Source organism: Sulfitobacter sp. LC.270.F.C4, assembly GCF_032922545.1.
GTDB lineage: Bacteria > Pseudomonadota > Alphaproteobacteria > Rhodobacterales > Rhodobacteraceae > Sulfitobacter > Sulfitobacter profundi.
The window spans coordinates 1,309,700-1,327,035 of the sequence record NZ_CP136692.1; the positions used below are offsets into that span (position 1 = coordinate 1,309,700).

General features: G+C 62.1%; 17 protein-coding genes. 12 read left to right on the forward strand and 5 right to left on the reverse strand.

Annotated features, from left to right (window positions below):
- Positions 1-70: 70 nt before the first annotated feature.
- Entirely contained in the window at positions 71-1,285 is a 1,215-nt protein-coding gene (locus R1T45_RS10295; RefSeq protein ID WP_132445252.1) for a multidrug effflux MFS transporter, read from the reverse strand.
- A gap of 169 nt (positions 1,286-1,454) precedes the next feature.
- On the opposite strand from R1T45_RS10295, the gene R1T45_RS10300 reads away from it, so the two are divergent.
- The 7 genes from R1T45_RS10300 (at position 1,455) to R1T45_RS10330 (ending at position 7,242) form a co-directional block, all read left to right on the forward strand.
- Positions 1,455-2,987: an acyl-CoA carboxylase subunit beta gene (locus R1T45_RS10300; protein ID WP_120351544.1), complete on the forward strand. Its 1,533-nt coding sequence runs from the start codon at positions 1,455-1,457 to the stop codon at positions 2,985-2,987.
- A gap of 105 nt (positions 2,988-3,092) precedes the next feature.
- On the forward strand, positions 3,093-3,347 hold the full coding sequence (locus R1T45_RS10305; protein ID WP_317390762.1) for a Rho termination factor: 255 nt from the start codon (positions 3,093-3,095) through the stop codon (positions 3,345-3,347).
- 32 nt (positions 3,348-3,379) lie between these two features.
- Positions 3,380-3,745: a DUF6497 family protein gene (locus R1T45_RS10310; protein WP_317390763.1), complete on the forward strand. Its 366-nt coding sequence runs from the start codon at positions 3,380-3,382 to the stop codon at positions 3,743-3,745.
- A 214-nt stretch (positions 3,746-3,959) separates the two neighbouring features.
- Positions 3,960-4,100 carry a hypothetical protein gene (locus R1T45_RS10315; protein ID WP_162931863.1) on the forward strand — a complete coding sequence of 47 codons (141 nt, stop codon included), beginning with the start codon at positions 3,960-3,962 and terminating at the stop codon, positions 4,098-4,100.
- 81 nt (positions 4,101-4,181) lie between these two features.
- The gene (locus R1T45_RS10320) at positions 4,182-4,529 is read left to right on the forward strand and encodes a hypothetical protein (RefSeq protein WP_067941107.1); all 348 of its coding nucleotides are present in this window, start codon (positions 4,182-4,184) and stop codon (positions 4,527-4,529) included.
- Between the two features lie 322 nt (positions 4,530-4,851).
- Positions 4,852-5,058, forward strand: coding sequence for a hypothetical protein (locus R1T45_RS10325; protein ID WP_067630227.1), 207 nt, complete (start codon positions 4,852-4,854; stop codon positions 5,056-5,058).
- Positions 5,059-5,196: 138 nt separating this feature from the next.
- A complete protein-coding gene (locus R1T45_RS10330; protein ID WP_317390764.1) occupies positions 5,197-7,242 on the forward strand; it encodes an acetyl/propionyl/methylcrotonyl-CoA carboxylase subunit alpha in 2,046 nt (681 codons plus the stop codon).
- A gap of 42 nt (positions 7,243-7,284) precedes the next feature.
- Here R1T45_RS10330 and R1T45_RS10335 read toward each other — a convergent pair whose 3' ends face one another.
- Positions 7,285-7,740, reverse strand: coding sequence for a DUF4174 domain-containing protein (locus tag R1T45_RS10335; RefSeq protein ID WP_120351541.1), 456 nt, complete (start codon positions 7,738-7,740; stop codon positions 7,285-7,287).
- A 165-nt stretch (positions 7,741-7,905) separates the two neighbouring features.
- Here R1T45_RS10335 and scpA point away from each other — a divergent pair, with 165 nt between their 5' ends.
- The 5 genes from scpA (at position 7,906) to R1T45_RS10360 (ending at position 12,744) form a co-directional block, all read left to right on the forward strand.
- Positions 7,906-10,047: a methylmalonyl-CoA mutase gene (scpA, locus tag R1T45_RS10340; RefSeq protein WP_317390765.1), complete on the forward strand. Its 2,142-nt coding sequence runs from the start codon at positions 7,906-7,908 to the stop codon at positions 10,045-10,047.
- Positions 10,047-10,568: a GNAT family N-acetyltransferase gene (locus tag R1T45_RS10345; RefSeq protein WP_132445210.1), complete on the forward strand. Its 522-nt coding sequence runs from the start codon at positions 10,047-10,049 to the stop codon at positions 10,566-10,568. Before scpA ends, R1T45_RS10345 begins: the two co-directional genes overlap by 1 nt.
- Positions 10,569-10,619: 51 nt before the next feature.
- Positions 10,620-11,300, forward strand: coding sequence for a molecular chaperone DjiA (locus R1T45_RS10350; protein ID WP_120351538.1), 681 nt, complete (start codon positions 10,620-10,622; stop codon positions 11,298-11,300).
- Complete coding sequence (locus tag R1T45_RS10355) at positions 11,300-12,301, forward strand: endonuclease/exonuclease/phosphatase family protein (RefSeq protein ID WP_317390766.1); 1,002 nt, start codon at positions 11,300-11,302, stop codon at positions 12,299-12,301. Before R1T45_RS10350 ends, R1T45_RS10355 begins: the two co-directional genes overlap by 1 nt.
- 77 nt (positions 12,302-12,378) lie before the next feature.
- Entirely contained in the window at positions 12,379-12,744 is a 366-nt protein-coding gene (locus R1T45_RS10360) for a hypothetical protein (RefSeq protein WP_236627351.1), read from the forward strand.
- Positions 12,745-12,750: 6 nt separating this feature from the next.
- On the opposite strand, the gene R1T45_RS10365 is transcribed toward R1T45_RS10360, so the two are convergent.
- The 3 genes from R1T45_RS10365 to R1T45_RS10375 form a co-directional block, all read right to left on the reverse strand.
- Positions 12,751-14,334 (reverse strand): Ppx/GppA family phosphatase, encoded by a 1,584-nt coding sequence (locus R1T45_RS10365; protein WP_067626893.1) that lies wholly within the window; start codon positions 14,332-14,334, stop codon positions 12,751-12,753.
- Positions 14,335-14,418: 84 nt separating this feature from the next.
- Complete coding sequence (locus R1T45_RS10370) at positions 14,419-16,593, reverse strand: RNA degradosome polyphosphate kinase (RefSeq protein ID WP_067626891.1); 2,175 nt, start codon at positions 16,591-16,593, stop codon at positions 14,419-14,421.
- 61 nt (positions 16,594-16,654) lie between these two features.
- Entirely contained in the window at positions 16,655-17,335 is a 681-nt protein-coding gene (locus R1T45_RS10375; protein ID WP_317390767.1) for an HdaA/DnaA family protein, read from the reverse strand.
- Position 17,336 lies beyond the last annotated feature (1 nt).

The window sequence follows — 17,336 nt, forward strand, 5'->3', positions numbered from 1 at the left end:
AATCTGCATTTCGCGGCAGCGTAGCTTTGCAAACCCCCGCTCGCAAGCCCGAGGCGGGGGTACTGCTAGGTTAAAGCCCCAAGGCTTTCTCGCGCCGGATCACCACCCAGATGGAGGCGACCGAGGCGATGGCGGTCAGCAGCATCAACCACAATAGCGGATAGGCCCCGGTTTCTGGGGTGAGCAGGGCCCCGGCCAGCGCGCTCAGCGCCGCGCCACCGACGATCATAATCGCCCCGCCAAGCCCGGAGGCCGTGCCCGCCAGATGCGGGCGCACCGACAGCATCCCGGCTGTGGCATTGGGGATGCACAGCCCATTGCCCAGCCCCACCAGCGTCATCAGCCCGAAAAAGCTGAGCGGGGAGCCGTATCCCGCAAGGAATATCAGCAGCGACACCGTGCCGCCCACAGCATTTGAGATGCAGCCCCAGAGCACCAGCGTATTGACGCCGAAACGGGTCGCGGTGCGCGCGGTGATGAAGTTGCCGATGAAATAACCGATCGCGGGCGCGCCGAAATAAAGGCCCAGCACCGCAGGCTCCATCCCGAAAACCACGGTGCCCACGAAAGGCGCGCCGCCAAGATAGGCAAAGAAAGCGCCCGAGCAGAAGCCCGTCGCAAGCGCATAGCCCCAAAACCGTGGCGAGCGGAGCAGTTCGGGGTATTCGCCGAACTGCTGGCCCAGCGATTTGCCACTGGCGCGGGCGGTTTCGCCCAAATCCGCCCAAGCCACCCAGAACACCAGCCCGCCGAGGATCAGCATCGCCCAAAAGGAGGCCTGCCAGCCAAACCCCTGCTCCAACAAGCCGCCCAAGGCCGGGCTGATCATCGGCACCAGCGCCATGCCCATGGTGACATAGCCGATCATGGAGGCCGATTCGTCTTGGGTATAAAGGTCGCGGATCACCGCACGGCTCAGCACCATGCCCGTGGCGATGACGGCCTGCGCCATACGAAAGACGAGGAACACGGCGATGTTCGGAGCGAGCAAGCAACCAACCGTGGCCAGGGAAAAGATGCCCAGCCCCCAAAGCATCACGCGCCGCCGCCCGAGGTTGTCGGATATCGGCCCAATGAAGATTTGCAGTATGCCACTGAAGAACAGGTAAAGCGGCACCGAAAGCTGAATCACCGCGTAATCCGTGCCAAAATGCTCTGCCATCTTCGGCAGGCTGGGCAGAAAGATGTTCATCACCATGGCCGAAAGCCCGGCCAGCAGTATCAGCGTTGAAATATGGGGCGGGGTCGTCCGGTCTAGATACCGGACTTTGGGGATATCGCTCATGCAAATGCAAGTAGTCGCGGGCATGGGAAATGTCCATGTTAACTAGATTGTTTTGCAACTTTTCATTTTGCTTGGGTGCGCCTGTATTGATTTTGCAAATTTGCAAAATTGCTCTTTGGTCAGTTGCGCTCCTCCGATAGACTGGCCGAAATCACAATAGGGGTGCGTCATGAAAGACATTCTCGAACAACTGGAGCGGCGCCGCGAAGATGCGCGTTTGGGCGGCGGACAGGCGCGGATCGATGCGCAGCACGGTCGCGGCAAGCTCACCGCACGGGAGCGTGTCGATCTGCTGCTCGACGAAGGCTCGTTCGAAGAATTCGACATGTTCGTCACCCACCGCTGCACCGATTTTGGCATGCAGGATCAAAAGCCCGCAGGCGATGGCGTGGTCACCGGTTGGGGCACGATCAACGGCCGCCTCGTCTATGTCTTCAGTCAGGATTTCACCGTCTTCGGCGGCTCCCTTTCGGAAACCCACGCTCAGAAAATCTGCAAGATCATGGACATGGCGGTGCAGAACGGCGCGCCCGTGATCGGCATTAACGATTCCGGCGGCGCACGTATCCAAGAAGGCGTGGCAAGCCTCGCGGGCTATGCCGAGGTTTTCCAGCGCAACATCGAAGCCTCCGGCGTGATCCCGCAGATCAGCGTCATCATGGGCCCCTGCGCGGGCGGCGCGGTCTATTCGCCCGCGATGACCGACTTCATCTTTATGGTCAAAGACAGTTCTTACATGTTCGTCACCGGCCCCGATGTGGTGAAAACCGTCACCAACGAAGTCGTCACCGCCGAGGAATTGGGCGGCGCCTCGACCCACACGCGCAAATCCTCTGTCGCCGATGCGGCGTTCGAAAATGACGTAGAGGCGCTGGCCGAAGTACGCCGCCTCGTCGATCTGCTGCCCGCCAACAACCGCGAGAAACCCCCGGTCCGCCCCTTCTTCGACGATCCCAACCGGATCGAACCCTCGCTCGACACGCTGGTGCCGTCGAATGCCAACACCCCCTATGACATGAAGGAACTGATCCTCAAACTGGCGGATGAGGGCGACTTTTACGAAATCCAAGAGGAATTCGCCAAGAACATCATCACCGGTTTCATCCGTCTCGAAGGCCGTACCGTCGGCGTGGTCGCCAACCAGCCGATGGTGCTGGCGGGCTGCCTCGACATTGATAGCTCGCGCAAAGCGGCCCGTTTCGTGCGGTTCTGCGATGCTTTCGAAATCCCGATTCTGACCCTCGTGGACGTGCCCGGCTTCCTGCCCGGCACCGGTCAGGAATTCGGCGGCGTCATCAAACACGGCGCGAAACTGCTCTTCGCCTATGGCGAGGCGACCGTGCCGATGGTCACCGTCATCACGCGCAAAGCCTATGGCGGCGCCTATGACGTGATGGCTTCCAAACACCTGCGTTCGGATTTCAACTACGCATGGCCCACCGCCGAAGTCGCCGTAATGGGGGCCAAAGGCGCTACAGAGATCATCCACCGCAAGGATCTGAAGGATCCCGAAAAGATCGCCAAACACACGAAGGATTACGAAGACCGTTTCGCCAACCCCTTCGTCGCCGCCGAACGCGGTTTCATCGACGAGGTGATCCAGCCCCGCAGCACCCGCAAACGGGTCGCCCGTGCCTTCGCGTCATTGCGCAACAAAAAAGTGCAGACCCCGTGGAAGAAACACGACAACATCCCGCTCTGAGCACCATCATGCAGCTTCATCCTTTCTTAAATACCGATCCCACCGAGGCCGCGCGCGGAACCCTCGGCGGGCTGGGTGGTTTTCCTTGCAAAGGAGGGCCGGATCATGCCGAATTCATCAATCAAGGACGAAGAGACCTACAAGTCCCTGCGCGAGGATGGGGCGAGCAAGGAGAAAGCCGCCCGCATCGCCAATGCGCAGGCCAACGACAGCCAGCATCCCGGCAAGAAGGGGGGCAAACAGCCACCCTACGAGGATTGGACCAAGGACGACCTCTACGACCGGGCGCAGGAACTCGGGATCGAGGGGCGTTCGGATATGGACAAGGGCGCGCTGATCGACGCTTTGCGCAATCACTAGGCGCTCTGCTGCGCCGAGCTTGCCTGCCAGCTTTGCTGGCGGGGGGGCTCGCGTCTCCGGCACGGGCGATTGACGTTCCCTCGGGGCAAGTTATTGACTTGCAAGAGGTTCTTGTCGAGGAATTGGGCGGTGAGATTTGGCTTCGCTTTCGGTTCATTGCGCCGCAGATCGCCAAAGGGCCGGAGGCCATCGCCTATGACCTCGCCGCTCCAGACATGGAGCATCTCTGCGCGGTGGTCGCCCTCCCTTATATGACCGAACATGCGCTTGCGGGGCAGGTGATCGTTGTCTCCCTTGCTGACCGCCCGGTGGAATTCGGCGCGGCCGACCCCGAAGCGACCCAATATTTCGAAGCTTTCCGTGCCCAAGATGACGCTTGCATCTGGGAGGGTTTGTGATGCGCAGGCAAGATCTTGCAAGAATCCGCCGATCCTCCAATTGGAATGATGCTTTGGAGTCACAACGCGACCGATTGCGCTTGCAACCATATCCATTGCTATGTGAATCGCATATGATGCGGTCAAGGAATACCCACGTATCCCTTACCTCAGAACCCGGGCTTGGCCGGCATGTTGTCGCGTCAGGTTCATTTAACATTAATAGGAGATATACATGTCCAAGAGCATCAAGTTGCTGGCAGCTATCGGTTTCGTCGCAGCTGTTTCGGCCTGCGCACAGCAAGAAGAAGAGTTCGTCGTGGTTGAGCCCGAGCCCATCTCGGTCGAGCCCGTCTACACCGGCAAGTACAAATAATGCCGTTGCAGGGCAGGCGTTTGCGCCTGCCCTGATCCCAGCCACCCCTGCAACCGGGAGGGGTGTCTGATGCCCGCCTATATGCTAAAACACCGCGGGTTCCCCGGGCGACTGCCCGGCACCGATTTCCAATTCACAATTCGCCGTCCGAACCCCAAGGGGGTCACGCCCATCACCCGGCGTGAGCGTCGCCCTGACCGCCGCGCGCCTGACCGCCGCGCCGATGCCGCCTTTGTCAAAGCCCTGTGGGAAGCCTTTGGCGAGCATCCTTTCGAGCGTGGCAATCTGGATGCGGGCCGTCTGTCGTGGCTCTTTGGCCGCGAGGTGCTGCCGGCTACCGATCCCTTTGATCCCGCCGATTACGAAGCTTTGCTCGTGCTCGACGTGGCCGCAGCCCGTGCCGCCTTCCCCGAAGCTTTCGAGGGTTGATCGGCATGATGTCGCCCCGCCTCTACGCAGATCAGCACAGCCTTGCCGAAGTCCGGCCGCCTCAAAGGGCGTGCTTGGCGCTGGCGCAGGCTTGGGGCAGGTTTTGCGTGGCTGGCGGCGCGTCTTTTGCTCTTCGTGCCGTCGGACATGAAGACCATACCCCTTCCCCTAACGGGCAGCCGCTGCGCAACCGCGCCGCGCTGCCCGACTTTTCGGCGGGGTGGTTTTCGCGCCACAGGGCAACGGGCCGGAAAATTGACCGGGAACTTGTCAAACGGCAGGGCGTTGGTCGGACAGTAGATAGCAGTGAAGGAACAGGCACATGTCAATTCGTAACATCATTCTCGCGCTTGGCGCGACAGCCGGTCTTGCCGCATGTGGCAACACCATCGGCGAACAGGGTTTGGGCGGCGCAGCCGTGGGCGCAGGTGCGGCAGCCGTCACAGGTGGGTCGCTGGCGCAGGGCGCAGCCATCGGCGCTGCAGCCAACGTCGGTTATTGCCAGCTTAACCCCGGCAAATGTAACTGATCTCGCCCCATTAACCGCTCTGCCTGCCATCGGCGCGGGCAGGGCGGTTTCCCCCTCCATCTTTATCTCTACAGGCACCCGCGCAGCTATGGCTGACGCGGCATTTTGCGTGGCCTGTTACCGTCAAAGGAACTGCTGATGTTTGACAAGATCCTCATTGCCAACCGGGGCGAAATCGCCTGCCGCGTGATCAAGACCGCTAAGAAGATGGGTCTGACCACCGTAGCGATCTATTCCGATGCGGATGCGCAGGCGCTGCATGTGGAAATGGCGGATGAGGCCATTCACATCGGCCCGCCCCCCGCGAACCAGTCCTATATCGTCATCGACAAGGTGATGGAGGCCGTGAAACAATCCGGCGCGCAGGCGGTCCATCCGGGCTATGGTTTTCTCAGCGAAAACAGCAAGTTTGCCGAGGCGCTTGACGCTGTTGGCGTGGCTTTCGTCGGCCCGCCCGTTGGCGCCATTGAAAAGATGGGCGATAAGATCACCTCCAAAAAGATTGCTCAGGAGGCGGGTGTCTCGACCGTGCCGGGCTATATGGGTCTGATCGAAGACGCCGACGAGGCCGTGAAAATTTCGAACGAGATCGGCTACCCGGTGATGCTCAAAGCCTCGGCTGGCGGCGGCGGCAAGGGCATGCGGATCGCTTGGAATGATGAAGAGGCCCGCGAAGGTTTCCAATCGTCCAAGAACGAAGCGGCAAACTCCTTTGGGGATGATCGGATTTTCATCGAGAAATTCGTCACCCAGCCCCGCCACATTGAAATTCAGGTGCTCTGCGACGCGCATGGCAATGGTATCTATCTGGGCGAGCGGGAGTGTTCGATCCAGCGCCGCAACCAAAAGGTCGTCGAAGAGGCACCGAGCCCCTTCCTTGATGAAGAGACCCGCAAAGCCATGGGCGAGCAGGCCGTCGCACTGGCGCAGGCCGTGGGCTACACCAGCGCGGGCACGGTGGAATTCATCGTCGATGGCGACAAGAATTTCTACTTCCTTGAGATGAACACCCGCCTTCAGGTGGAGCACCCGGTCACCGAACTGATCACCGGTGTTGATCTGGTCGAGCAGATGATCCGCGTCGCCAATGGCGAGAAACTGTCGATCACCCAAGATGACGTGACCCTGACCGGTTGGGCCATCGAAAACCGGCTCTACGCCGAAGACCCTTACCGTGGTTTCCTGCCGTCCATCGGTCGTCTGACCCGCTACCGCCCGCCGCAGGAAGTGGCCGCCGGGCCGCTGCTGGAGCAAGGCACTTGGCAGGGCGATGCACCGAGCGGCGAGATGGCCGTGCGCAACGATACCGGCGTCTTTGAGGGCGGCGAAATCTCGATGTATTACGACCCGATGATCGCCAAGCTTTGCACATGGGCCCCGACCCGCGAAGAGGCGATTGAGAAGATGCGCGTGGCGCTCGACAGTTTCGAGGTTGAGGGCATCGGGCATAACCTGCCGTTTCTCTCTGCCGTGATGGATCACCCGAAATTCGTCTCGGGCGAGATGACCACCGCCTTCATCGCCGAGGAATATCCCGAAGGTTTCGAGGGTGTGACCCTGCCTGAGGGCGAGCTGCGCCGCATCGCTGCGGCCTGCGCTGCGATGCACCGCGTAGGCGAAATTCGCCGCGCGCGTGTCTCGGGCCGGATGGACAACCACGAGCGCAAGGTCGGCAGCGATTGGAACGTAAAGCTGCAGGGCGAGAGTTTCGACGTGGTCACCAAGGCCGATCCCGAAGGGGCGACGGTGGCCTTTGGCGACGGCGGCGAAATGCGCGTCAGCGGCGATTGGACACCGGGCGACCAACTGGCCGAAATGACCGTCGATGGCGCGCCTTTGGTGCTGAAGGTTGGCAAAATCTCTGGCGGTTTTCGCATCCGCACCCGCGGCGCGGATCTGAAAGTCCATGTCCGCACCCCGCGTCAGGCGGAACTGGCGGCCCTCATGCCCGAGAAGCTGCCGCCCGACACCTCCAAGATGCTGCTCTGCCCGATGCCGGGTCTGGTGGTGAAACTCGACGTGGAAGTGGGCGATGAGGTCCAAGAGGGCCAAGCGCTCTGCACCATCGAGGCGATGAAAATGGAGAACATCCTGCGCGCCGAGAAGAAGGGCGTGGTGAGCAAGGTCAACGCTGGCGCGGGCGACAGCCTTGCGGTGGACGATGTCATCATGGAGTTCGAATAGGGTGCGATGCGCTGGCGATCAGGGCGGGCAGGGCGCGGGGCATCAACGGATGACGTCGCGCTCCTTTGCCTCTCTGATTTCACGCTGGCGCAGCGGCATCTTGTCGATGCTGCGGGTGATCTCGCGCACGTCCCATGGAAAGGGTTTGCGCAGCTCGATTTGGCCTTCCTTGTCGACCAGCACCAGCATGAAGCCCCGCGGGCGCATCCGCAGCCTCAGCGCACTGCGCGCGGCAGGGTCGGTATCGGTCAGCACGATGACATCACGCAACCGCAACTCTTCCTCGCGGTCGCGGAGGTATTCCATCTGCGCGACATATGCCGGATCGTTCTCGGAATTGGCAAAGACCAGAACGGGCCGCTTTTTCCATTGGAAGGCGCTGAGATCGGCCATATCGGCGGGCAGGAACAGCGGATCCTCCATCGGGGTATCGGCCCCTTGGGCAATCGCTGTGCTGGCGATCAATCCTGCAAAAACTAGTGAGATCAAACGTTTCATCAAGGCTCCTGTCCCTTCAGATATAGGGGGCCTGTACCATTTTGCGAAGGGCAAAGCGCCGCAGGGGGCATTTATCCCCGTGAGGGCGCGCCCCGTGACAATTCAGCCGCCGGTGATGCGCAGGCCCATGCCTGCCGCCCGGCGTTAAGGGAGAAGGACAAGCATATGACATCCAACCAAAAGGACGCCAAGACACGCTGGCAGGAACTGGCCACGGGCGAATTGCGCGGACGCAGCCTTGATGATCTGACGTGGAAGACGTTGGAGGGGATCGACGTACAACCGCTCTATACCGCCGACGACGTGAACGGGCTGGAGCATCTCGGCAGCATTCCCGGCGAAGCGCCATTTACGCGCGGCGTGAAGGCGACGATGTACGCGGGCCGTCCTTGGACGATCCGGCAATATGCAGGTTTTTCGACGGCTGAGGAATCCAACGCCTTTTACCGCCGCGCGCTGGCCGCCGGGCAGCAGGGTGTTTCGGTGGCCTTTGATCTGGCAACGCACCGGGGCTATGACAGCGATCACCCGCGCGTTGAGGGCGATGTCGGCAAGGCCGGTGTGGCCATCGATTCGGTTGAGGATATGAAAATCCTCTTCGACGGCATTCCGCTGGATCAGGTCTCGGTCTCCATGACGATGAACGGCGCAGTGATCCCGATCCTCGCCAATTTCATCGTCGCGGGCGAAGAGCAGGGCCATGACCGCGCCAAGCTCTCGGGGACGATCCAGAATGACATCCTCAAGGAATTCATGGTGCGCAACACCTATGTCTACCCGCCGGAACCGTCGATGCGGATCATCGGGGACATCATCGAATATACCTCGGATCATATGCCGAAGTTCAACTCGATCTCAATCTCGGGCTACCACATGCAAGAGGCGGGCGCGAACCTCGTGCAAGAGCTGGCCTTCACCATCGCGGACGGGCGCGAATATGTGCGCACGGCGATTGCGGCGGGCATGGATGTGGACCGTTTTGCACCGCGCCTGAGCTTCTTCTTCGCCATCGGCATGAACTTCTTCATGGAGGCCGCCAAACTGCGCGCCGCGCGTCTGCTTTGGTCGCGGGTGATGGAGGAGTTCGAGCCGAAAAACCCCAAGTCGTCGATGTTGCGAACTCATTGCCAAACCTCCGGCGTGAGCCTGGCCGAGCAGGACCCCTACAACAACGTCGTGCGCACGGCTTACGAGGCGCTTTCGGCGGTGCTGGGCGGCACCCAGTCGCTGCACACCAACTCACTGGACGAGGCCATTGGCCTGCCCACGGAACACTCCGCCCGTATCGCCCGCAACACCCAGCTGATCCTGCAGGAAGAGACCGGCATCACCAATGTCGTCGACCCGCTGGCAGGCAGCTACTACGTCGAGAAACTGACCGCCGATCTGGCCGAGGCCGCGTGGAAGCTGATCGAAGAAGTCGAGGAGATGGGCGGCATGACCAAGGCCGTGGCCTCTGGCATGCCGAAGCTCAGGATCGAGGAAGCCGCGGCGCAGCGTCAGGCGGGCATCGACCGCGGCACCGAGGTGATCGTCGGCGTGAACAAATACCGCCGCGACAAGGAAGAGCCGATCGACATCTTGGATGTCGACAACGTCAAGGTCCGCGCTGGTCAGGTGGCGCGGCTGGAGCGTATCCGGGCCGAGCGGGACGAGGACGCCTGCACCGCCGCCTTGGCGGAACTGACACGGCGGTCCGCCGAGGGCGGCAACCTGCTCGACGCGGCGGTCGAAGCCGCCCGCGCGCGCGCCACAGTGGGAGAGATCAGCATGGCGATGGAGAAGGAATTCGGGCGGCACCGGGCCGAGGTCAAAACCCTCTCAGGCGTCTATGGCGCGGCCTATGAGGGAGACGCGGGCTTTGCCGACATCCAGAAATCGGTCAATGAGTTTGCCGAGGCCGAAGGCCGCCGCCCGCGCATGCTGGTGGTTAAGATGGGCCAAGACGGGCACGACCGTGGGGCCAAGGTGATCGCCACCGCCTTCGCCGATATCGGCTTTGACGTGGATGTCGGCCCGCTTTTCCAGACCCCTGCCGAAGCGGCGCAGGATGCGGTGGACAACGACGTTCATGTTGTCGGCATCTCTAGCCAAGCGGCGGGGCACAAGACATTGGCACCGCAGCTTATTCAGGCGCTTAAAGATGCGGGGGCCGAGGATATTCTGGTGATCTGTGGCGGGGTCATTCCGCAGCAGGATTACAAGTTTTTGGAGGACGCGGGCGTCAAGGCGATCTTTGGCCCGGGGACGAATATCCCGACGGCTGCGCAGGATATCCTCAAGCTGATCCGCGAGACCCGGAAGTGATGCAGGCTGAAACGGGCGCGGTCCAAACGGGCCGCGCGATCCGCCTCGCAGAGCGGCGCGATGCCGCTGCCGTGGCGGGCCTATGGAACGGCATGATCCGCGACAGCCTCTCGACCTTTACCACCGACGAAAAGACGCCAGAGGATATCACCGCGCTGATCGCCACCCGCGCCGACGCGTTTTGGGTGGCCGAAGACTCAGGGCAAGTCATGGGTTTTGTCACCTACGGCAGCTTTCGCGGCGGTCCGGGCTACGGCGCGACGGTCGAACATAGCATCGTGCTGGCGGACGCGGCACAGGGGCAGGGGCTGGGCCGCGGCCTGATGACGCGGGCGGTCGAGGCGGCAGCGGCGCAGGGCCATCACGTCATGGTTGCCGCGATCAGCAGCGCCAATCCGGGGGCTGTGACTTTCCATGAAAAACTGGGCTTTGCGCAGGTTGGCCGGATGCCCGAAGTCGGGCGCAAACACGGGCAATGGCTTGATCTGATCTTGATGCAAAAAACCCTGTCAGCATCCTGACTTCCCCGGTGCCAGCGGTTAAGCTGGGGCCGAATACCAAAGGGTCAGCCCATGTCGATCTGGACGCGCATCTCCGAAGCTTTGTCAGCCCTCACCGCGGGCGAGGGGCTGTCGGCTGTCTTTGACCGTCTGCGCAGCCCGCCTGAACGCTCGGTCGCCTTTACCATCGCAGTCATCGCCTTGGGCGCGAAGATGGCCAAGGCCGATGGGCTGGTGACCCGCGACGAGGTGACGGCCTTTCGCGAGGTCTTCCAAATTGCCGAAGGGGATCAGGACGGAGCGGCGCGGGTCTTTAACCTTGCGCGGCAGGATGTCACCGGGTTTGAGGAATACGCCAAACGCATCGCCAGCATGTTCAACGACCAGCCCGAGATGCTGCATGATCTGATGGAGGGGCTGTTTCACATTGCCATGGCGGATGGCGTCTATCACCCGAATGAAAACGCCTTTCTCGAAGATGTGGCTGCGATCTTTGGCATGGGAGAGGAGGCTTTTGCCTCGCTCAAAGCGCGGTTCGTGCCCGACAGCTCGCCCCTGCCGCGCACGGTTCTGGGCATCGGCCCCCATGCCACGCTCGAAGAAGCCCGCAAGGCGTGGCGGCGGCTGGTACGCGAAAACCATCCTGATGCCTTGGTGGCGCGCGGCTTGCCACAGGAGGCCATCAAGATGGCCGAGAAACGCATGATCGACATCAACCGCGCGTGGGAAACGATCTCGGGCAAACACGCTTGATGCGCATCGCGACCTACAATGTTGAGTGGTTCGCGAGCCTTTTTGACGATGACAATCAGCTCTACGACGACGGTGAATGGTCTTCGCGCTATCAGGTGACCCGTGCGCAGCAGACGGCTGCTTTGGGGCTGGTTTTCGGCGCGCTGGATGCCGATGCGGTGATGGTGATTGAGGCGCCGAACCAGGGGCGGCGGCAGTCCACCGTGGCAGCGTTAAAGCATTTCGCCGCGCGGTTTTCCCTCCGCGCGCGGGAGGCCGTCATGGGGTTTTCCAACGATACAGAGCAAGAGATTGCACTGCTTTATGACCCCGATAAGCTCACCGCCCGCCACGCGCCGCAGTCGGCTGTTGACGCTCCGCGCTTTGACCAGACGTTGCGGATTGATCTTGACGTAGACGCGACTGAGGATGCCGTGGTCTTCTCCAAACCGCCGCTTGAGTTGGAGGTGACCACGAAGACCGGCTTTGCCTTTCAGGTGATCGGCGCGCATCTCAAATCCAAAGCGCCCCATGGGGCCAAGTCGGAGGCCGATGTGCTGCGCATCGCCATCGCCAATAGGCGCAAGCAATTGGCTCAGGCGATCTGGCTCAGGCGGCGGATTGATGCGCATCTGGCGGCAGATCGGCCCGTGATGGTGATGGGTGATTTGAACGACGGGCCGGGGCTGGATGAGTTCGAGAGCCTGTTTGGGCGGTCTTCGGTCGAGATTGTGCTGGGGGAGGGGGCGGCAGCGCTCTTTGACCCGCATGCCAAACAGGCGCTTAGCCGACGGTTGGGGGCCGCGCCTACCAGCGCGCGGTTTTGGATCGCACCAGAGGAACGTTACCTTCAGGCGCTGTTGGATTACATCATGGTCAGCCCGCAAATCTGTGCCCGCGATGCCCGCTGGCGGATTTGGCACCCGATGGATGACCCCGCTTGCTGGCAAAATGTGGCCCTGCGCGATGCGCTTCTTGCGGCGTCGGATCACTTTCCGGTCACGCTGGATGTCGACCTTTAGGCGGGCTTGTGCCCGTGCATCGGCAGAAGACTAGAAATCCCGAACGCGCCGCCTACATCAATTCCATGACACGTTTCATGCCCCTTATCGCCCTTTGCACGATGCTGCCGCTTGCGGCCCACGCGCAAGAGGACACCGAAGAACGCGGCCTCGGCTTGATGGAGCGCGGCGCGCAGATGTTCATGGACGGGATCATGGATGAAATGGGCCCGGTCATGGAGGGTTTCGAAGGCTTTAGCGAAGCCATGCGCCCCGCCCTGCGCGATTTTGCGCGCGAGATGGGGCCGAAGCTGACGGAACTGCTGGATGAGGTCGAGGACTGGAGCGCATACCAAGCGCCCGAGATGCAGCCCAACGGCGATATCATCATTCGCCGCAAGCCGGATCATCCGATGGTGCCACCAGACACGCCGACCGAGCCTGCCCCCCAGATCGACCTGTAACCCGGCCTATTTCGGAGGGCGTTTGCCGGTGCGCACATGGACTTCGGCGTCAAGCGATTTGGCGAGCGAGTTCAGTCGGGCCTCTGCGACCTCACCGAAGAGCGGCACCATGTCGGGGGTGAGCCACAGTTCCAACTGCTTTTTCTTGGGGAACCAGCGCAATTCGCCGCGCTGTTCGCCCTTGTCCATCCAGAGCATCGCACCAAAGCGCATGGCCTTGCCAAGGATCTCGGCCTCCAACCGGGTCTTTTCGTCGACCATCTCATAAAGGTCTTCGAACCGGGTATTTTCGCGTTTGTTGGAATAACGGTGCAGCAGCGCCAGCCCCAGATAAATCCGCTCCGCGTGTTTGAGCCCGCCAAGGTTGGCGCGGGTGGCGTTGTCAAAACAGGTCTCGGCCCGGTAGTCGGGATGCGCGCGCCAGCTGACATCATGCAGGAGGCAGGCCGCTTTGACCAACCGCCTGCGCGCATGCGGGGCAGAGCGGTAGAGCGGCAGGATGAAGTTATAGAGCACCTTACCAAAGCCGGGCATCCGCGCGTCTTTGGCTTCGGCGAAATAGCAGGCCTCAATCAGCGGATCACGGTCGCGCAGGCGTTGCGGCATTTGCTCATAGAGCATGCCTTCGCGGATGCCGTAGCTGGAAATGGCGATGTCTTTGGGGCGGAAGGTTTTGACCAGACGGCTCAGCACCTCAGCGGCGTAGGGCACCAGTGACATCCGGCTCGACGACACGCCGCAGGCGCTGCGCAACTCTTCCAAATCAGAGGCTTGGATGAACTTCACTGTCTCCCGGACCGAGGTCACGGTCATGCGGTATTCATGCAGAACATGCAGCGGATAGCCGCGGCGGTACATGTCGATCCGCGCGATGGCGCGCCATGAGCCGCCCACAAGGAACAGCCGGTCGCGCTGGTTGCCCATCTTTTCCTGAAGGCCGGTGATGACCTCTTTGATATGGGCGTGCCGCCCCTTGGCACCGCCCTTGAGATCGCGCAATTTCAGCGGCCCGAGTTGCGAGGTCACCCGCCGCCCGACGCGCCCACCAGAGATTTCCGCCAGTTCCATCGAAGAGCCGCCGATGTCGCAGACAAGGCCGTAAGCGCCGGGCCAGCCCAGCAGCACCCCTTGGGCCGAAAGCCGGGCCTCTTCCTCGCCGTCGATCACCCAGATGCGCAGGCCGGTTTCGCGCAGCACATCGGCGCAGAACTCGCGCCCATCGCTGGCATCGCGCACCGCTGCGGTGGCAACGACCGTGAGTTCCGACAGGCCCATGCCATCGGCCAGCTTGCTGAACCGGCGCAGCGCCGAGAGGGCACGGGCGCGGCCTTCGGGCGACAAGTGGCCCGTCTCAGACATGCCAGCGCCAAGGGCACACATGATCTTTTCGTTGTAGAAGTAGGCCGGAGAGCGCGCCGCGCCGTCGAACACCACAAGGCGGACAGAGTTCGAGCCCACATCCACCACGCCCACCCGCGCCAGCGCGCGCGCACCCGGATCCTGAAACAACGGTTTCGCGAAAAGGCCCAGTTCCGCCACGCCGGTCTCAGGGACGGGGGCGGCTCGGGAAGGGTCGGTCTGGTCTGCCATCAATGCTCCTGCGGGCCATCCGTTTGAAGGGATAATTGGCGCAGGGGCGCGGTGAGGTCAATTGCTAACGGACCTCTCCATAGGTCAATCCTCGGTATGGGTCAGCTTGGGCACATCCGACGCCCCCGCGCTGCCGCGCCCCGAGAGCGAGGGGTTTTCCATAAAGAAGCGGTGGCAGTTAAACGCGAACGTCCCCTCCGGCACGGCGGGCCGGGTGAATTTGCCATCCGGCCCCATGACCCAGCTTTGCGCCACGTCAGCCAGATTGGCGGCCATGATCTGGCTGGTGATCTGTGCCTTGACGGTCGGGTTCTCGATCTCAACCAAAGTCTCGACCCGGCGGTTGAGGTTGCGGCCCATCCAGTCAGCGGAAGACATGAAAACCCGCGCTTTTTTATGCGGCAGCCCGTGGCCGTTGCCGACACAGACAATGCGGCTGTGTTCCAGAAAACGGCCAATGATGGATTTGACGCGAATGTTGTCCGACAGCCCCTTAACGCCGGGCCGCAGCCCGCAGATGCCGCGAATGACAAGGCTGATCTCCACCCCCGCTTGGCTGGCATCATAAAGCGCGTCGATCACCTCGGCGTCGATCAGGGCGTTCATCTTGGCCCAGATCACGGCAGGCCGCCCGGCGCGAGCATGGTCAGCCTCGGTGGCGATCATCTCAAGCAGGCGCGGCTTGAGCGTGGTGGGGGAAATGGCGAGGTTTTCCAACTGCTCTGGCGGGGCATAGCCTGAGAGGAAGTTGAAGACTTTCGTGGCATCGCGCCCAAGGCTCGAGTCGCAGGTGAAAAGCGACAGATCCGTATAGATCCGCGCGGTGATCGGGTGGTAGTTGCCGGTGCCGTAGTGGGTATAGGTCACCAGTTGATCGCCTTCGCGGCGTACCACGGTCGAGATCTTGGCGTGGGTCTTGAGGTCGAGAAAGCCATAGACCACATGCGCGCCCGCGCGTTCCAAGCGGCGTGACTGGCGGATATTGGCGGCCTCATCAAAGCGGGCTTTCAGTTCAACCAAGGCGGTGACAGATTTACCATCCTCGGCAGCCTCGCAGAGCGCGCTGACAATCGGGCTGTCGCGCGAGGTGCGGTAGAGCGTCTGTTTGATCGCCACCACGTCGGGATCCCGCGCCGCTTGGGCAAGGAAGCGCACCACCATATCAAAGGTCTCATAGGGGTGGTGCAGCAGCATGTCCTTTTGCCGGATCGCGGCGAACATATCGCCATCGTGGTCGCTGACGCGCTCGGGCACGCGCGGGGTGAACTGCGGCCACAGAAGGTCGGGCCGGGCGTCGGTTACCAGTTTCGACAGATCGGCGATGCCGAGCATGCCTTCGATTTCGATCACGTCTTGGGGCCGCACGCAAAGTTCGCGCATGACGACGGATTTCAGCTTTTCCGGGGCGCCTGCGGAATGGGTCAGCCGCACGACTTCACCGCGGCGGCGGCGTTTCAGGGCGACTTCGAACTCGCGCACGAGGTCTTCGGCCTCGTCTTCGACCTCAAGATCGCTATCGCGCAGTACGCGGAATTCGAAATGCGCCTTGAGTTTGTAGCCCGGAAAGAGGTTGGGGATGTTGATGATCAACAGGTCTTCGAGCGGCAGGTAGCGCAGGCAGCCGTCGGGCGCGGGCAGGGGCACGAAGCGGTCGATCTGGCCGGGGATCGGCAGCAGCGCTTGCAGGGGGCGTTTGTCGCGGCTGCGTTCCAGTTGCAGCGCCAGCGCATAGCCGGTGTTGGGGATGAAGGGGAAGGGATGTGCCGGGTCAATCGCCAGCGGCGACAGCACGGCGAAGACTTGGTTGAGAAAGACCCCTTCGAGATGTTTGTGGTCCGCCTCGGTCAGGTCGGCGGCGCGTTCCAGCATGATGTTCTGCGCGTCCATCTCGGTCATGAGGTCAACCAGCACACGCTGTTGGGACATCATCAGGTTGCGCGCGTCTTCGTTGATCAGCACCAATTGCTCACCGGGGCTCAGCCCATCGGCGGCGGCGGTGGTATTGCCCGCTTGGGCCAGTTCGCGCAGCCCCGCGACCCGCACGGTATAGAACTCATCCAGATTGGTGGCTGAAATCGACAGAAAGCGCAGCCGTTCCAGCAGCGGCACGCGCGGGTTCTCGGCCTCTTCCAGCACCCGCCAGTTGAAGTCGAGCCAGCTTAGCTCACGGTTAAAGAAACGGCCCGGCCCGGCGGTATCAAGCTCGGGCAGATCGGTGGCGGGCGGAAAGGGCGCTTGCAGGAAATCAGCTTGGGTCATGCGGGCCTCATGACATTGGAATGTAACGGGTTTGCGAAGGCTTGCGTTAATTATTCCAGTATCACGCGCGGGGCGGGGCGATGTCCAGCACCTGCGCGGCCAGTGCGCGGGTCAACGGGCGCTTCTGCGCAAGGCTGGCGGCATCCAGCCGGTCGACCAGCGCGATGGCAGCGGCAAAGGAACGATCCATCCGGGTCATCAGGTAGTTGATCAGTTCCGGTTTCGGCGTCAACTGCCGGTCGGCCAGCAGCTTGACCAGCAGGGCCGAGAGCAGCGCGTCATCGGGTGCTTCCATTTCGACCATCGTGGCGCCGCGCATCCGGCTGACCAGATCGGGCAGCGTCAGCCCCCAATGGGCCACCGGCCCCGTGCCGGTGAGCAAAAGCGCCTGCCCCTCGGCCAGCACGAGGTTGTGCAAGTGAAAGAGCGCCGTTTGCGCCGCCGCGTTCCCGGCGATCAGATGGACATCTTCGACGGCGAGGGGGCCGCGGGCGAGGGCGGGAATGTCGGCCTCCAGCAGGTCGGCAGCACTGATGATGCGGGCGCCCGACAGGTCCGCCCAAACATGCGTCAGATGCGTCTTGCCCGAGCCTTGTGGCCCGGTCAGCGCCAGCTTGCCGCCCGCCCAACCGCGCCAGCCGTCGATCATCGCCATCGCCATGGCGTTGGAGGGGGCGACAAAGAATGCGTCGCGGCCCAGAGCCGTCCGGCTGGGCAGGTTCAACCCGAGTTGGTGGGCCATG

Coding starts and splice junctions, on each gene's coding strand:
- R1T45_RS10295 (WP_132445252.1), bottom strand. CDS start 1,285: ATGAGCGATATCCCCAAAGTCCGGTATCTAGACCGGACGACCCCGCCC.
- R1T45_RS10300 (WP_120351544.1), top strand. CDS start 1,455: ATGAAAGACATTCTCGAACAACTGGAGCGGCGCCGCGAAGATGCGCGT.
- R1T45_RS10305 (WP_317390762.1), top strand. CDS start 3,093: ATGCCGAATTCATCAATCAAGGACGAAGAGACCTACAAGTCCCTGCGC.
- R1T45_RS10315 (WP_162931863.1), top strand. CDS start 3,960: ATGTCCAAGAGCATCAAGTTGCTGGCAGCTATCGGTTTCGTCGCAGCT.
- R1T45_RS10320 (WP_067941107.1), top strand. CDS start 4,182: ATGCTAAAACACCGCGGGTTCCCCGGGCGACTGCCCGGCACCGATTTC.
- R1T45_RS10325 (WP_067630227.1), top strand. CDS start 4,852: ATGTCAATTCGTAACATCATTCTCGCGCTTGGCGCGACAGCCGGTCTT.
- R1T45_RS10330 (WP_317390764.1), top strand. CDS start 5,197: ATGTTTGACAAGATCCTCATTGCCAACCGGGGCGAAATCGCCTGCCGC.
- R1T45_RS10335 (WP_120351541.1), bottom strand. CDS start 7,740: ATGAAACGTTTGATCTCACTAGTTTTTGCAGGATTGATCGCCAGCACA.
- scpA (WP_317390765.1), top strand. CDS start 7,906: ATGACATCCAACCAAAAGGACGCCAAGACACGCTGGCAGGAACTGGCC.
- R1T45_RS10345 (WP_132445210.1), top strand. CDS start 10,047: ATGCAGGCTGAAACGGGCGCGGTCCAAACGGGCCGCGCGATCCGCCTC.
- R1T45_RS10350 (WP_120351538.1), top strand. CDS start 10,620: ATGTCGATCTGGACGCGCATCTCCGAAGCTTTGTCAGCCCTCACCGCG.
- R1T45_RS10355 (WP_317390766.1), top strand. CDS start 11,300: ATGCGCATCGCGACCTACAATGTTGAGTGGTTCGCGAGCCTTTTTGAC.
- R1T45_RS10360 (WP_236627351.1), top strand. CDS start 12,379: ATGCCCCTTATCGCCCTTTGCACGATGCTGCCGCTTGCGGCCCACGCG.
- R1T45_RS10365 (WP_067626893.1), bottom strand. CDS start 14,334: ATGGCAGACCAGACCGACCCTTCCCGAGCCGCCCCCGTCCCTGAGACC.
- R1T45_RS10370 (WP_067626891.1), bottom strand. CDS start 16,593: ATGACCCAAGCTGATTTCCTGCAAGCGCCCTTTCCGCCCGCCACCGAT.
- R1T45_RS10375 (WP_317390767.1), bottom strand. CDS start 17,335: ATGGCCCACCAACTCGGGTTGAACCTGCCCAGCCGGACGGCTCTGGGC.